The 14,660-nt window shown below is 67.0% G+C and carries 13 protein-coding genes and 1 other RNA gene; 5 read left to right on the top strand and 9 right to left on the bottom strand.

Annotated features, from left to right (window positions below; translation table 11 throughout):
* A partial coding sequence (locus tag RQG77_RS07415) for a hypothetical protein (protein ID WP_311244177.1) occupies positions 1 to 1,450 on the bottom strand: 1,450 nt, incomplete at its 3' end.
* Between the two features lie 161 nt (positions 1,451 to 1,611).
* Between RQG77_RS07415 and RQG77_RS07420 the strand changes: the two genes are divergently transcribed.
* Positions 1,612 to 2,322, top strand: coding sequence for a DUF4191 family protein (locus tag RQG77_RS07420; protein WP_056311620.1), 711 nt, complete (start codon positions 1,612 to 1,614; stop codon positions 2,320 to 2,322).
* 63 nt (positions 2,323 to 2,385) lie between these two features.
* On the opposite strand, the gene RQG77_RS07425 is transcribed toward RQG77_RS07420, so the two are convergent.
* Positions 2,386 to 3,573, bottom strand: coding sequence for a RimK family alpha-L-glutamate ligase (locus tag RQG77_RS07425; RefSeq protein WP_056307480.1), 1,188 nt, complete (start codon positions 3,571 to 3,573; stop codon positions 2,386 to 2,388).
* Between the two features lie 26 nt (positions 3,574 to 3,599).
* On the opposite strand from RQG77_RS07425, the gene RQG77_RS07430 reads away from it, so the two are divergent.
* Positions 3,600 to 4,079: an ATP-dependent zinc protease gene (locus RQG77_RS07430; protein ID WP_259162628.1), complete on the top strand. Its 480-nt coding sequence runs from the start codon at positions 3,600 to 3,602 to the stop codon at positions 4,077 to 4,079.
* Positions 4,080 to 4,085: 6 nt separating this feature from the next.
* Here RQG77_RS07430 and RQG77_RS07435 read toward each other — a convergent pair whose 3' ends face one another.
* A complete protein-coding gene (locus RQG77_RS07435) occupies positions 4,086 to 4,472 on the bottom strand; it encodes an RDD family protein (protein WP_311244447.1) in 387 nt (128 codons plus the stop codon).
* A 160-nt stretch (positions 4,473 to 4,632) separates the two neighbouring features.
* On the opposite strand from RQG77_RS07435, the gene glnA (RQG77_RS07440) reads away from it, so the two are divergent.
* Positions 4,633 to 6,057, top strand: coding sequence for a type I glutamate--ammonia ligase (gene glnA, locus RQG77_RS07440; RefSeq protein ID WP_056307474.1), 1,425 nt, complete (start codon positions 4,633 to 4,635; stop codon positions 6,055 to 6,057).
* Positions 6,058 to 6,113: 56 nt separating this feature from the next.
* On the opposite strand, the gene RQG77_RS07445 is transcribed toward glnA (RQG77_RS07440), so the two are convergent.
* Positions 6,114 to 6,614, bottom strand: a complete 501-nt coding sequence (locus RQG77_RS07445) for a GNAT family N-acetyltransferase (RefSeq protein ID WP_311244178.1) — start codon at positions 6,612 to 6,614, stop codon at positions 6,114 to 6,116.
* Positions 6,615 to 6,742: 128 nt separating this feature from the next.
* Between RQG77_RS07445 and RQG77_RS07450 the strand changes: the two genes are divergently transcribed.
* A complete protein-coding gene (locus RQG77_RS07450) occupies positions 6,743 to 7,891 on the top strand; it encodes an AI-2E family transporter (RefSeq protein WP_056307466.1) in 1,149 nt (382 codons plus the stop codon).
* Here the strand turns inward: RQG77_RS07450 and RQG77_RS07455 are convergent.
* The 4 genes from RQG77_RS07455 to RQG77_RS07470 all read right to left on the bottom strand — a co-directional run bounded on the left by RQG77_RS07455 (position 7,878) and on the right by RQG77_RS07470 (position 13,402).
* Positions 7,878 to 8,792 (bottom strand): diacylglycerol kinase family protein, encoded by a 915-nt coding sequence (locus RQG77_RS07455; RefSeq protein WP_120493606.1) that lies wholly within the window; start codon positions 8,790 to 8,792, stop codon positions 7,878 to 7,880. The genes RQG77_RS07450 and RQG77_RS07455 overlap by 14 nt on opposite strands.
* A gap of 69 nt (positions 8,793 to 8,861) precedes the next feature.
* Positions 8,862 to 11,837, bottom strand: coding sequence for a bifunctional [glutamine synthetase] adenylyltransferase/[glutamine synthetase]-adenylyl-L-tyrosine phosphorylase (locus tag RQG77_RS07460; protein WP_056307463.1), 2,976 nt, complete (start codon positions 11,835 to 11,837; stop codon positions 8,862 to 8,864).
* Positions 11,838 to 11,846: 9 nt separating this feature from the next.
* Positions 11,847 to 13,184: a type I glutamate--ammonia ligase gene (gene glnA, locus RQG77_RS07465; RefSeq protein WP_042541155.1), complete on the bottom strand. Its 1,338-nt coding sequence runs from the start codon at positions 13,182 to 13,184 to the stop codon at positions 11,847 to 11,849.
* A 2-nt stretch (positions 13,185 to 13,186) separates the two neighbouring features.
* Complete coding sequence (locus RQG77_RS07470) at positions 13,187 to 13,402, bottom strand: hypothetical protein (protein ID WP_056307461.1); 216 nt, start codon at positions 13,400 to 13,402, stop codon at positions 13,187 to 13,189.
* Positions 13,403 to 13,472: 70 nt separating this feature from the next.
* Here RQG77_RS07470 and ppgK point away from each other — a divergent pair, with 70 nt between their 5' ends.
* Positions 13,473 to 14,219: a polyphosphate--glucose phosphotransferase gene (ppgK, locus tag RQG77_RS07475; protein ID WP_056517137.1), complete on the top strand. Its 747-nt coding sequence runs from the start codon at positions 13,473 to 13,475 to the stop codon at positions 14,217 to 14,219.
* A 57-nt stretch (positions 14,220 to 14,276) separates the two neighbouring features.
* Here the strand turns inward: ppgK and rnpB are convergent.
* Positions 14,277 to 14,633: RNase P RNA component class A (gene rnpB, locus RQG77_RS07480), an RNA gene on the bottom strand.
* Positions 14,634 to 14,660 lie beyond the last annotated feature (27 nt).

The following is a 14,660-nucleotide window of genomic DNA, read 5'->3' on the forward strand; positions in this document are numbered from 1 at the left end:
CGTCGTAGGCGTCGCGGACCAGCCATTTCTCGTTCACTCGCACCACCACGACCATCTGCTCGATGTGCTGCGGCGCGGGCCCATCACCGATCACTGCGATCGATGAGACCCGGATCACCGCGACATCACCGTACTCATCGACCGCGGCCAGCTCCGGCTCCTTGTCCCCCGATGCCGCCCCCGTGAGCGCCTCTACGATCCCGGACGAGCCGGGAGCCGCCGCGTCGGAGCACGCCATGTCACCCGTCTCGGCGCAGTGCCGTATGGCGAGCAGAAGCGCCCGCGCCGCCAGCACGGGGTCCGCAGAGCCGGTCGACTGATCTGCCGACTCCGCGGACGGAATCGGAGATGCCGGCGGCGCTGGCGGTGTACCTGCAGAACTCGGACTCACCGCAGGGGACGGTCGCGCTCTCCCGGCCGCGGGCTCGCCGGTCGCGCCACCCGGCCAGAGCAGGCCGCCACCGAACACGACCGCTGCCGCAGCGCCCGCCACGACCAGTCTGCGCCGACGACGCCGAGGCAGGTGCTCGACAGCACCGGTCACGCCCTCTGAGGGTTTACCCCCGTGCGCAGATGGCCTGTCTCTGCCGGTCTTCCTACGCCGCCCGCCCCATCCCTCGAACGCGGTCCTGCCCTCCTCCAACCGATACCTCGCCCACTCGATCGTTCGATCGATCACACCCCGGGGTCCCCGAGCCGTCGAGTGGTCCGAGCTGCCTCCCCGCGCCTCACGTCTCGTCCCGGGCACCGGCACGACGCGGCGGGCGACATCGAGGTCCCGTGCCTTCTCCGACACATGCACGTCACGCCTGAGCGGCCGCGAGGCCGCAGTCGCGAACAGCTCCGCCTCCCACCGCTCGAGCTGTCGAACCGGCATCCCCGGACGCTCACCGCTCTTCTGCAGCCCGTCTCTGATCTCTCCCAGCAAGCGACTCAGCGAACGGTCGCCGCAATCGCGCTGCATCCGGTCGATGAGACGCGACGTGGCCGACCGCGCGTCGTCGCCCACGCCGATCACGAACATCGGGCGCCCGTCGTCTGTCAACCACCAGTCCCCGGTGACGGCTGGGCCGTCTGCACGAGCGAGTTCACCGAGACCCCTCAGAAGACTCGCCACCATGGTGGTCAGCTCACCCGCGGCGAACGCGACCTCGGCGGCTGCTCGGCGCCCGAGAAAAGCGCCGATCCGCTCCGCGCACCAGGGAAGCAGGGCATCGTGGCCGTCCTGGCGCCGCACGATGTCGACCGGCCCCGCGACATGCTCATCACCCGCGTGCTCCCAGCCCGCCCATCCCGCGAGCGTCTCGCTGTCGATCTGCACCGCCACGGAGTCCCCGCGCGTGACGAGCGCTCCGGCATACGGGCCTTCATCGGCGTCGAGCTGTCGGATCACTCGATGCGCTCCGGGCACCGACGACGCACCGCGAACGGGCACTTCTGCGACTGTCATGCCCCCATGTCATCGCATCGCTCCACCCCTGTGGGTTCCAACTGAGCGATGTGAACGGATCCGCGTCCTTTCCACGCCGTGCAGGACGAGTGCCCGGTGCATGAGTCCGCCTGACGCGAACGACGACGTGAGTGCGGCCGGGAGTCGGTATTCTTATGGACATGGCAAACCGTTCGTCCGCGCCCGAGAAGCGTCCGGGGTTCTTCTCCCAGATCAAGTCCCTCTTCAAGTTCACGAGGGAGATCTACCCCTGGCTTCCCTGGGCGCAGATCGCGCTGCTGGTGCTCGGTGTCCTGATCGGACTCATCGTCGGCTACCTCATCCCGCCGTTCCAGGTGTGGACGCTCATCCTCTGGGGCATCTCGGGCCTGATGCTCGGCATCCTCGGTGCGATGTTCCTGATGACCCGCCTGTCGACCTCGGCCATGTACCAGAAGATCGACGGCATGCCCGGCGCCACCGGTCACGTGATCAGCACCAGCCTCGGACGCAATTGGCAGGGCTCTGAGACGCCGGTCGGCATCAACCCGAAGACGCAGGACGCGGTGTACCGCACCGTCGGCCGCGGCGGCGTCGTGGTCGTCGGCGAAGGCTCTCGCGGACGCCTGACGCGTCTGGTCAACGACGAGCGCAGCAAGGCCGCCCGAGTGGCCCACGGTGTTCCCGTGACCGTGATCTACGTCGGGCACGGCGACGACGACGTGGCGATCGCCGACCTCGCCAAGACCATCAAGAAGCTTCCCAAGGTGATCGACAAGGCGACGATGGGTGCCGTCATCCGACGCATCGAGTCCGTGTCGCAGTCGATCTCGTCGCTGCCGATCCCCAAGGGAATCGACCCGACCAAGGTCAGGGCGCAGCGCCCCCGCTGATCCAGCCCGTAGACGAAAGAAGCGCGGCCGCACCTCGGATGAGGAGCGGCCGCGCTTCTTCGTTCATTCCGAGAGCGGCTGACGCGGAAGTCGGCGCACCTTGGCGCGGCGACGGCGGCGCTCGGGAACCATCGAGCGCATCTCATCCAGCTTGCCGAAGCAGAACAGGCGGTCGTCCGCCTCGAGGACGACATGCTTGCGCGGGTTGGGGATGACCGAGACTCCACGGTGGAGGGTGAGCACGGTGATGTCGCGCTCCCACAGGCCTGCCTCGCCGAGCGTCTTGCCGACGAGATCGACCGCGCCGTGCACCATGAGCTCTGCGACGCCGTATCCGGTCGAGACCGTGAGACGCTGGCGCACGTCGATCTCGGGGAAGGCGACCTGACCGGCGATGTAGTCGATGATGGCGCCGGCCACGTCGAGCTTGGTCGCGGTCTCGATGCCTTGCAGACCCGGAGAGGAGTTGACCTCCATGACCAGCGGGCCGTCGTCGCCCTCGAGCATGTCGACACCCGCGACGCGCAGTCCCATGATCTGGGCGGATCGCACGGCCGCGCGCTCGTAGATCGGGTCGAGTTCGACGGCTTCGACGGATCCACCGCGGTGGACGTTGGAGCGGAACTCGTCTCCTGCGGCCGAGCGGCGCATAGCGGCGACGACGCGATCCCCCACCACGAGTGCGCGGATGTCGCGTCCGCGGCTCTCCGAGATGAACTTCTGGATGAGCACGTTCTGCTTCGTGGAGTGCAGCGTTTCGATGATCGCCTCGGCCACCTTGACCTGCGGCGCGAGGATCACGCCGATCCCCTGCGTGCCCTCGAGCAGCTTGATGACGACGGGGGCACCGCCGACGCGCTCGATCGCGGGACGGACATCGGCACGGTTGCGGACGAACGCCGTCGGCGGCATCGCGATGTTGTGGCGGGAGAGGATCTGGTTGGCGCGGAGCTTGTCACGCGCGCTGGAGATCCCGTTCGCGGTGTTGGGCGTGTACACGTCCATCTGCTCGAACTGGCGGACAACAGCAGTGCCGAAGTAGGTGATCGAATTGCCGATGCGCGGCAGGATCGCGTCGTAGTCGCTGAGCTGACGCCCGCGGTAGTGCAGATCCGGCTCGTCGGCCGTGAGATCGATCGCGAAGCGCAGCGTGTTCAGCACCTTGACGGTGTGACCACGCTGGAGCGCGGCAGCACGCAGTCGTTGGGTGGAGTACGCCTGCGGCGCACGGGAGAGCACTGCGATCTTCACGGGGGAATTCCTGCCAGGATGGTCGGGTGAGTAAGTCATCCCATTCAAACACTCTTATCGGGTGGCGAGAGTGGGTGAGCCTGCCCGATCTCGGCGTCGATTGGCTCAAAGCCAAGATCGACACCGGCGCGCGCACCTCTTCGCTGCACGCATTCGAGATCCAGGAGTTCGAGCGCGACGGCGTGTCGTGGGTGCGCTTCCGGGTGAAGCCCTGGCAGGACAGTCAAGAAGACGCGGTGGTGGTCGAATCCCCCGTGCATGATCGCCGTGCGATCCGCAGCTCGTCGGGTCACGCGCAGGAACGACTCGTCGTCGAGATGCTCATCCGGCTGCACGATCGTGAGGTGCTCGCGGAGGTCACTCTGAGCAACCGGGACGAGATGGGATTCCGCATGCTCATCGGTCGCGAGGCCCTACGACAGGGGTACATGGTCGACCCGGCACGATCGTTCCTCGGAGGACGCGCGCCTCGCGAGGCCAGACGCCGCAACCGCGGCAAGGAATGACTGCGCTCAGGCGCGGATGAGCACGAGCCCCGCCGCCTTGTCGTGAAGACCGCGCTGATCGGCATCCCAGATGACGGCCGGAATCACGACCACGAGAAGCAGGGTGCGCACGAGCGGACGCCACAGCCCCACCCATCCGCCGTCGAGACGCACGACCCGCATGCCGAGGATGCGGTGTCCGGGGCTTCCGCCGGCCGTCGGGATGAACAGGATCTGCAGGACCGCGAACACCGCCATGGGAGCGAACTGCGTCAGCCCCGCCTCGCCGGGAAGCGCGAACTGGTCGTATCCCAGGAAGCCCGTAGCGATGATCGTCGCCGCGACATAGTCGATCAGCAGAGCACCGATCCGCCGGCCTGGGCGGGCGATGCTGCCGGTCCCCGTCTGCGGCATTCCGAGTCGTTCTCCGGGGTACGTGTTCACAGCGTCCGTCACGTATCAAGCCTACCGGCGCGTAACATGCCCGAAACAAAGCGGATACCGTGGGGTAACGCCCCGCACGTACTGTGCACAATGGCCGTGAAGCCATCGATCCGCAATCCAGGAGTCGTACATGTTCAAAGATTCGTCCGAGGTGCTGTCCTACATCAAGGAGAACGACGTCAAGTTCCTTGACATCCGATTCACTGATCTCCCTGGTGTCCAGCAGCACTTCAACATCCCTGCCTCCACCGTCGACGAGGACTTCTTCGTCAACGGTCAGCTGTTCGACGGCTCCTCGATCCGAGGCTTCGCGAGCATCCACGAATCCGACATGCAGCTCATTCCGGACGTGACCACGGCCTACGTCGACCCGTTCCGCGAGGCGAGCACCCTCGTGATGGTCTTCGACATCTACAACCCGCGCACGGGTGAGATCTACTCGAAGGACCCGCGTCAGGTCGCGAAGAAGGCGGAGAAGTACCTCGCCTCGACCGGCATCGCCGACACCGCGGTCTTCGCTCCCGAGGCAGAGTTCTACATCTTCGACGACGTGCGCTACTCGGTCACCGCCGGCGAGAGCTTCTACAAGGTCGACTCCGAAGAGGCCGCCTGGAACACCGGTCGTGAGGAAGAAGGCGGAAACCTCGCCAACAAGACCCCGTACAAGGGCGGCTACTTCCCCGTCAGCCCGGTCGACAAGACCGCTGACCTGCGTGACGACATCACCCTGAAGCTGATCGACGCCGGGTTCATCCTCGAGCGCTCGCACCACGAGGTCGGCACCGCCGGCCAGCAGGAGATCAACTACCGCTTCGACACCATGGTGCACTCGGCGGACGACATCCTGAAGTTCAAGTACATCGTCAAGAACACCGCCGAAGAGTGGGGCAAGGTCGCCACCTTCATGCCGAAGCCGCTGTACGGCGACAACGGCTCGGGCATGCACACGCACCAGTCGCTGTGGAACGACGGCAAGCCGCTCTTCTACGACGAGGCCGGCTACGGCCAGCTCAGCGACATCGCGCGCTGGTACATCGGCGGCCTGCTCGCGCACGCCCCCGCAGTGCTCGCCTTCACCAACCCGACCCTGAACAGCTACCACCGTCTGGTCAAGGGCTTCGAGGCTCCGGTCAACCTGGTCTACTCGGCAGGAAACCGCTCGGCTGCGATCCGCATCCCGATCACGGGCTCGAACCCGAAGGCCAAGCGCATCGAGTTCCGCGCGCCTGACGCATCGGGCAACCCGTACCTCGCCTTCGCCGCGCAGCTCATGGCGGGCCTCGACGGCATCAAGAACCGCATCGAGCCGCACGAGCCCGTCGACAAGGACCTCTACGAGCTTCCCCCCGAGGAGGCCAAGAACATCCCGCAGGTTCCGAACTCCCTGCTGGATTCGCTCGAGGCTCTGAAGGAAGACCACCAGTTCCTCCTCGAGGGCGGCGTGTTCACCGAGGAGCTCATCGAGACCTGGATCTCGTACAAGTACGAGAACGAGATCCTGCCGATGGCTCAGCGCCCGCACCCGTTCGAGTACGAGCTGTACTTCGGAGTCTGACCCTCAGACACGCAGAGAGCCCGCCAGGTCCGTCCTGGCGGGCTCTTCGCATTGCGTCAGGCTTCGAGGTCGAGAACCCATTCGTTCATCGTCAGTTCCGCGCCGCGGAACTCCTCGGTGAAGGTACCCACCAGCTCGAACCCGGCTCGCCTGCAGACGCCGTTCGAGCCGGGGTTCGTGACGGACGGGAAGGCGACGAGGAATCGCCGGCCACCGCGGTGCTCTCGAACATCCTCGATCAGAAGCCGCAGCGCCCGTGAGGCGACTCCCCCGCCCTGAGCATCGGGAACCACGAACCAGCCGGCCTCGAGAGCTGATTCGCCGCGCCAGTCGGCATGCCAGAAACCGATCGAGCCGACCGCGCGACGATGCTCGTCTTCGATGACGAACATCCTCGCCTCGCCTGCTCGCCACAGGCGCAGATAGCGCTCGTTGCGTTCGATGAGCTGTTGCTCGGTCTCGATGCCGTTCAGGTGCGCGGTCATCTCGGCGGTGTTCGCGATGCGGAGCAGACCGAGGTCGTCGGCGGACCAGCGTCTGAGCGTGAGAGTCTCCATCCCGGAACGCTCCCATGCCCCTCCGACATCCGGCTCCGTTCTCACCCGGACCATGACCGTGTCGCGCTTGCTTCGAAGGGCTGCGGGTGGTGCACTGAGAGGTCGGGAACTACAGAGGGGACGACGCCATGCGCCGGAAGACCGAGAAGCAGCTGCTCAGGCACACGACGGAGACTCCCCCGGCGCAGCCGAAGTCGGCGGCCGCGGCGATCGCCCGCATCAACCCGTTCATGTACGGCCTGCTCGGAGCGCTCGGCGTTCTCGTGGCTCTCATGCTCGGCGGCATCGTCAACCAGCTCGCGACCGTGCTGGTCTACATCGGCGTCGCGATCTTCCTCGCACTCGGACTCGATCCGATCGTCTCATTCCTCGAGCGCAAGCTCCCCCGGCCTGCGGCGGTCGCGATCGTGGTCGCCGGAGTCGTGCTCGCCTTCGCAGGCATCATCCTCGCGATCGTCCCGATCCTCGTGGAGCAGATCGCGAACCTGATCGAGAACGGCCCGCAGATGGTCAAGGACATCATGGCCTCGGCCTGGTTCAAGGACCTCAACGACCAGTTCGGCTCGACCTTCGAGGATGCCGCGAACGGCATCCTGTCGTTCCTGCAGGATCCGGGCAACCTGGCAGACATCGGCGGCGGTGTCTTCGCCGTCGGTGCCGGCATCGCCGGCGGATTCACCGGCGTGACGATCGTGCTGATCCTCACGCTGTACTTCATGGCGTCTCTGCGCAGCATCAAGAAGGTGGCCGCGCGCTTCGTCCCCGCCTACCAGCGCGACACCTTCAGCGGTCTCCTCGACGACGTCTCGGGCGCTGTCGGGCGCTATGTGATCGGCCAGGCGAGCCTCGCGCTGGTCAACGGCGTTCTGAGCCTGATCGTGCTGAGCATCATCGGCGCACCGGTACCGGCGCTGCTCGCTCTGATCGCCTTCATCGGGTCGATGATCCCCCTCGTCGGAACTCTAAGCGCCTCGATCATCAACTCGCTGATCTGCCTGATCGTGAGTCCGGTCACCGCACTGATCGCCTTCATCTACTACCTGGTCTACATGCAGATCGAGGCATACATCCTGTCGCCCCGCATCATGAACAAGGCAGTGGCCGTTCCCGGCGCACTCGTCGTCATCGCGGCGGTCGCCGGTGGAGCGCTCGGCGGCATCCTGGGCGCGCTGGTCGCCATCCCGGTCGCAGCGAGCGTCATCATCATCGTGCAGAAGGTCGTCTTCCCGACACAGGACCGCAAGGTCGTGCCTCCGGGAACGCTCAGCGAACGATGAGTGCTGCGGGCTGAACCCGCACAGAGAACTTCGAGACCTCGCCGACCTCTTCGCCGTCGATCTCGAAGGCCAGCGGCGACGACAGTTCGATCGTCGCCTTCTCTGCCGAGATGTGGCGCGTGGAGTCGCTGCTGACGGCCTCGTCGACGCTGCCGAGAATACGACGGATTCCGTTCTCCCAGACGAACGTGCGCACGGTGTCGAGCCACTGGAGCGGCCCGTCGGCGCTCACCAGCAGCATGTCGAGCAGACCGTCATCGAGAACCGCGTCCGGAAGCAGACGGATGCCGCCCTGCACCATCCCGCAGTTGCCGATCAGCATGGTGTGGCCGCGCAGCTCCTGCGCGTCGCCGTCATCGAGCGTGACAGTGATGTCGGTCATCTCGGTGCCGGCGAGTGCGCGACCCATCGCCTCGACGTAGGCGAGCCAGCCCGCTTTGTCCTTGAGGTCGTCGTCGGTCTCGACGAGCATCTGCGCATCGATCCCGAAGCCGACCATCACGACGAACACGTGTTCGGTGCCGTCCAGGTCCACCCAGCCGATGTCGATCTTGCGCGGGTCCCCGTCGCGGACGCGCTTCAGCGCCGCGGGGATGTTGTTGAGCGGGATCTCGAGGTTTCGCGCCAGCAGGTTGCCTGTTCCCTGCGGGACGATTCCGAGAGCCGTCTCGGTGCCCGCGAGCGCTTCGGCCACCGCTCGCACCGTGCCGTCGCCCCCGACGGCGACGACGACGTCGCAGCCGGCCTCGACGGCCTGAGCCGCCATTCCGCGACCGGGATCGTCGACGCTGGTCTCCCACCACTCGACGTCCGAGGTGAATATGTCGGACACGGCGGCGCGCAGTTTGCCCTCATCGATTTTCGAGGGGTTCCAGATCACACCGAGCTTCGAGATCGTCATGCGCTCAGCCTGAGCGACGAACAGGCGAAAAGCAAATGACGCGCCCGCCCTTGACTCGCACGGCAGCGCCTACCCGTAGAAGAGGTGCTCGAACGCCCGCCGCGCACGACGAGTGACACCGAGGTAGTCGTCGTCGAGCACGCTCGCCGAGCGGTCGGGGTAGCCGAGCAGCCGGCCGATCGCGTCGAGCTCACGGGGGTCGGTCGGCAGCACGTCGCTCGTCTTGCCCGTGTACAGCGTGATGGCCGAACGCAGTCGGCTCGACAGGAGCCACGCATCGCGCAGCAGATCAGCCGACTCTGCCGGGACGTACCCCGCGGCGACCGTCGCCTCGAGGGCCCCGAGCGTCGATGTGGTGCGCAACTCGGGCACCTCGTGCGCATGCTGCAACTGGAGCAGCTGGACCAACCACTCGACGTCGCTCAGGGTGCCGGGGCCCAGCTTCAGGTGGCGCCGTGGATCGACGCCCTGGGGAAGCCGCTCTCCCTCGACGCGGGCCTTGATGCGCTTGATCTCCCTGCTGCCCTGCAGATCGATCTCGGCGGGATACCGGATACTGTCGGCGAGGGCCGTGAACTTCTCGATGAGCGTCGTGCTGCCGGCCACTCCGCGCGCCCGCAGCAGCGCCTGCGCCTCCCACGACAGCGACCAGCGCCGGTAGTACTCGGCGTAGGCGTCGATCGATCGCACGACCGGCCCGTTGCGTCCTTCAGGGCGCAGATCCGCATCGAGATCCAGCGGCACCCGGTGATCCGTGAGGTGTTCGCGCAGCCCGGAGACGATGCGTGTCGCGAGGGTCTGGGCGCGCTGCGGCTCGACACCGTTCGCGTCGTAGACGTAGAGGATGTCGGCATCCGACCCGAAACCCAGCTCCGCGCCGCCGAAACGCCCCATGCCGATCACGGCGAAGTCGAGCGCCTCGTCCTCCGGCGGAACGAGCTCGCGGCGCACGGCACGGAGCGCGGCCTGAATGGTCGCATCGGTGATCTCGGTGAGCGAGGTGGCGACCTGCTCGATCGAGAGCACGTCGAGCACACCGCCCATGGCCGTGCGCAGCAGCTCGCGGCGACGGAGCGCGCGGACAGCCTGCAGAGCGTCACCGACGCTCGTGTGGCGGGTCTGGATCGCCCGCGCCTCCTCGTCGATCGCGGCACCACTGCGCGGGCGCAGCAGATCGCTGCTGTCGAGCCACGCGACGGATTCGGGGATCCACTCCATGAGCTCGCCGACGTACCGCGACGACGACAGGAGCCTCGTCAGGCTCTCCGCGGCACCGGAGGAGTCGCGGAGCATCCGGAGGAACCAGGGCGTGTCGCCGAGTCGCTCGCTGATCCGGCGGAATGCGATGAGGGCGTAGTCGGGATCGCTGCCGTCGGCGAACCAGCGCACCATGACCGGCATCAGGTGCCGCTGGATGGTCGCCTTCCGGCTGAGGCCGGTGGTCAGGGCACCGATGTGACGGAGGGCGCCGGCGGGGTCGCGGAAACCGATCGCCATGAGACGGTCGTGCGCCTGCGCCGTCGACAGCGTGCGTTCCTCTTCGGGAAGCGAAGCCACCGCGCTGAGCAGGGGGCGATAGAAAAGCCGGGTGTGGATGTCGCGCACCTCGCGGCGCACACTCTCCCACCGCGCCCAGATCGCCTCACCGGACTCCCCCAGACCGGTGCTGCGCGCGAGCACGCGGAGTCCCGCGGGCGTTCGCGGCATCAGGTGGGTGCGACTGAGCTCCTTCAGTTGAAGACGATGCTCCATCAACCGCAGGATGCAGTAGTCGTCGGCGAACGATGCGGCCTCGGCCCTGCCGATGTAGCCGCCTTCGACCAGGGCATCGATGCTCTCGAGGGTTCCCCTCGTCCGCAGACGGGGGTCTGTGAGGCCGTGGACGAGCTGCAGGAGCTGCACGGTGAACTCGATGTCCCTCAGCCCGCCTGAGCCGAGTTTGAGCTGGTACGGGGCATCCTCCGGATCGATGTGCTCCATGACGCGCTCGCGCATGCGCTGCACGCTGTCGACGAAGTTCTCCCGAGCAGCGCTGGAGAAGACCTTGGGCTGTACGGCGGCGATGTATTCCGCACCGAGGTCGGGGTCGCCCGCGAGGGGCCGAGCCTTCAGCAGGGCCTGGAACTCCCAGCTCTTGGCCCAGCGGTCGTAGTACGCCAGGTGCGAGGCGAGCGACCGCACCAGAGCGCCCTGCTTGCCCTCGGGGCGCAGCGCCGCGTCGACCTCCCACAGCGGCGGCTCGACCTCGATCCCGCTGAGCCCGCGCATCGTCTCCCTGGCGAGGCGCGTCGCGATGTCGATCGCCCGGGCCTCGGACACGATCTCCTCGTCGGTCGTGCCGCCGACGAAGATGACGTCCACGTCGCTGACGTAGTTCAGCTCCCGCGCGCCTGCCTTGCCCATACCGATGATCGCGAGCTGGGTCGCCGCGACCTGCTCCCGGCTCAGGGTGTCTGCGAGCCGTCGGCGGGCGACCGCGAGCGCGGCCTCGAGCGCGGCTCCCGCTATGTCGGCCAGCGCCGCGGCGACGTCGCCCACGATGCGCACCGGATTGTGCGCCGTGAGGTCGAACGCGGCGATCTCGGCGAGGTTGCGCCGGTAGGCGACGCGCAGCGTGACCACCGCCGCATCGTCTGCGGACTCGGCGAACCCGTCGCGCGCCCCCACCGCGTCCAGCAACCGCTCGCGCAGCTGATCTGCCGACGGCAGCTCGCTCGTGGCCTCACCCAGCACCGTGATCTGGTCCGGGTGCCTCAGGAAGAAGTCCGCGAAACCCTGCGATGCGCCGAACACCCGCCAGACCCGTCGACGCGACTCCGGATCGACGAACAACGCGGCCAGCGGCGCGGGGTCGCGCCGCGCCACGCGCAGCATCCCCTCGACCGCGGCATCGGGGTCCGCGCCGTCCGCCTCACCGAGCAGCAGCGATCGCTCGACGCCCAGCAGGGTCGCAAGCTCCGCGAGGTTGGCCGCGGCCTCGCTGAGCTCGGCGAACCCGAGCCTGGCCAGCGCGGAGAGAGAGACGGAGTCGTCCGAACGGGCCATGCGCGACGCTCAGAGAAGCTCGAGGTTGTTCTTCAGCTCCAGCGGCGTGACCTGGCCTCGGTAGGCCTCCCACTCCTTGCGCTTGTTGAGCAGCACGTAGTTGAAGACCGACTCCCCCAGCGTCTCGGCGACGAGCTCGGAGCTCTCCATGTACTCGAGCGCGTGGTCGAGGCTCGCCGGCAGCGCCGAGTAACCCAGAGCACGACGCTCGGCGTCGCTGAGCGACCACACGTTGTCCTCGGCCTCGGGAGGCAGTTCGTACTCCTCCTCGATGCCCTTGAGGCCGGCGGCGAGCATGAGCGCGTAGGCGAGGTACGGGTTGGCCGCGGAGTCGAGTGCGCGGTACTCCACGCGCGAGGAGCCGCCCTTGTTCGGCTTGTACATCGGGACGCGCACGAGCGCCGAACGGTTGTTGTGGCCCCAGGTGACGAAGCTCGGAGCCTCATCGCCACCCCAGAGACGCTTGTACGAGTTCACGAACTGGTTCGTGACCGCCGCCATCTCGTTGGCGTGCCGCAGGAGGCCTGCGATGAAGTGCCGGCCCGTCTTCGAGAGCTGGTACTTGGCGCCCTCTTCGTAGAACGCGTTGCGCTCGCCCTCGAACAGCGACATGTGCGTGTGCATGCCGCTTCCCGGGTGTCCGCTCAGCGGCTTCGGCATGAAGGTGGCGTAGACGCCCTGCTCGATCGCGACCTCTTTGATGACCGTGCGGAAGGTCATCACGTTGTCTGCCATCGTCAGCGCATCCGCGTAACGGAGGTCGATCTCGTTCTGACCGGGGCCGCCCTCGTGGTGGCTGAACTCCACCGAGATGCCGAGATCCTCGAGCATCCGCACCGAACGACGACGGAAGTCGTGCGCGGTTCCGCCCGGAACGTTGTCGAAGTAGCCGGCCGAGTCGACCGGAACCGGACCCTCGGGACCGAACGACGAGGACTTCAGCAGATAGAACTCGATCTCGGGATGCGTGTAGAACGTGAATCCTGCGTCCGCCGCCTTGGCCAGCGTGCGCTTGAGGACGTGTCGGGGGTCGGAGACCGCGGGTCGGCCGTCGGGCGTGGTGATGTCGCAGAACATGCGCGCGGTGGGGTCGATCTCACCGCGCCACGGCAGGGTCTGGAACGTGGTGGGGTCCGGCTGCGCGAGCAGGTCGGACTCGTAGCTGCGGGTGAGTCCCTCGATGGCCGAGCCGTCGAAGCCGATTCCCTCGGCGAACGCCCCCTCGACCTCGGCCGGGGCGATCGCGACGGACTTGAGTGTGCCGATGACATCGGTGAACCACAGGCGCACGAACTTGACGCCGCGCTCCTCGATCGTCCGGAGGACGAAATCCCTCTGCTTGTCCACGGTTACTCTGCGCCCTTGCCGATGCCGGCGTCCCAGCCGCTCTCGGCTGCTTCCTCGTCGGCCCAGGCGCGCGAGCGCTCCTGCATCTTCTCCGGGGCATGGGCGGCCTCATGCTCGGTGTCGAAGGGACCGACCCGATCGGCGGACGGCGAGATCATGCCGAACTCCACCTGACCGGTCTCCAGGTTGTACCAGTACTTCTCATCGCCGTTCGACATGGCAGATCCCCTTCATCACGTGGTGTCATCGATCCTACTGGCGCTGGCGGCGGTCGCTAAGCTATCGACCATGGCAAAAGCGATCGGCGTCGACATCGGCGGCACGGGTATCAAGGCAGGTCTGGTCGACCTCGAGCACGGCATCATGGCCTCCGACAGGGTGCGCGTCCCCACTCCTGAGGGCGCATCGCCCCAGGACGTCCTGGAGGCCGTGAAGACGGTTCTGAAGACTCTCGACGTGCACGACTCGACTCTCCCCCTCGGCGTGGCGTTCCCCGCCATCGTCAAGCGCGGCAAGACGCTCTCCGCCGCCAACGTCTCGAAGGAGTGGGTCGATTTCGACGCCGAGCGGTTCTTCCGCGACGGCCTCGGGCGCAACATCGTCTTCGTGAACGACGCGGATGCGGCCGGCGTCGCCGAGGCTCGCCACGGCGCCGCCCGCGACGTGCGCGGCTTCACGCTTCTCACGACCCTCGGCACCGGCATCGGGTCGGCGTTCCTCTACGACGGCGTGCTGCTTCCGAACACCGAGCTCGGTCACCTGAACTTCGGCGAGTACGAGTCCGTCGAGACCTACGCCGCGACCTCGGCACGCGAGCGCGAGGGGCTCAGCTGGGCCGATTGGGCAGAGCGTCTGCAGAAGTTCTACTCGCACATCGAGTTCCTGTTCAGCCCCGATCTGTTCGTGGTCGGCGGCGGCGTGTCGAAGAACGCGGGAGACTTCCTGCCGCTGCTCGACCTCAAGACGCCGATCGTCCCGGCGATCCACCGCAACAACTCGGGCATCATCGGCGCAGCGTCCCTCGCGGGCGACTGAAGCCCCCGAACACGAAGAAGGCCCCGCTGGATCAGCGGGGCCTTCTTCGTGTCTGGGCGAATGGGCCGACCTGTACGCCGGGTTCTGTTCCGGGGTTCTTCGCCCCTTCGACGGCCATCTCTCTCGGCGACACGTTGCCGTGGCACTCTAGCGGTCTACCCGAGGACTCGGCGAGCCGCGTCAACATCCTCTGTCTGACCTTGCTCCGGACGAGGTTTACCTGGCGGGCCATGTCACCATGGCCCCCGGTGGTCTCTTACACCACCCTTTCACCCTTACCCCTTGCGGGGCGGTCTACTCTCTGTGGCACTTTCTCGCGGATTGCTCCGGGTGGGCGTTACCCACCGTCCTGCCCTGAGGAGCCCGGACGTTCCTCGGTGCGGTTGCCCGCCACGCGGCCGTCCAGTCGACCCATTCGCAGTCCCAGTCTACGTCGGCGCA

This window comes from Microbacterium sp. WCS2018Hpa-23, from assembly GCF_031843845.1.
GTDB lineage: Bacteria > Actinomycetota > Actinomycetes > Actinomycetales > Microbacteriaceae > Microbacterium.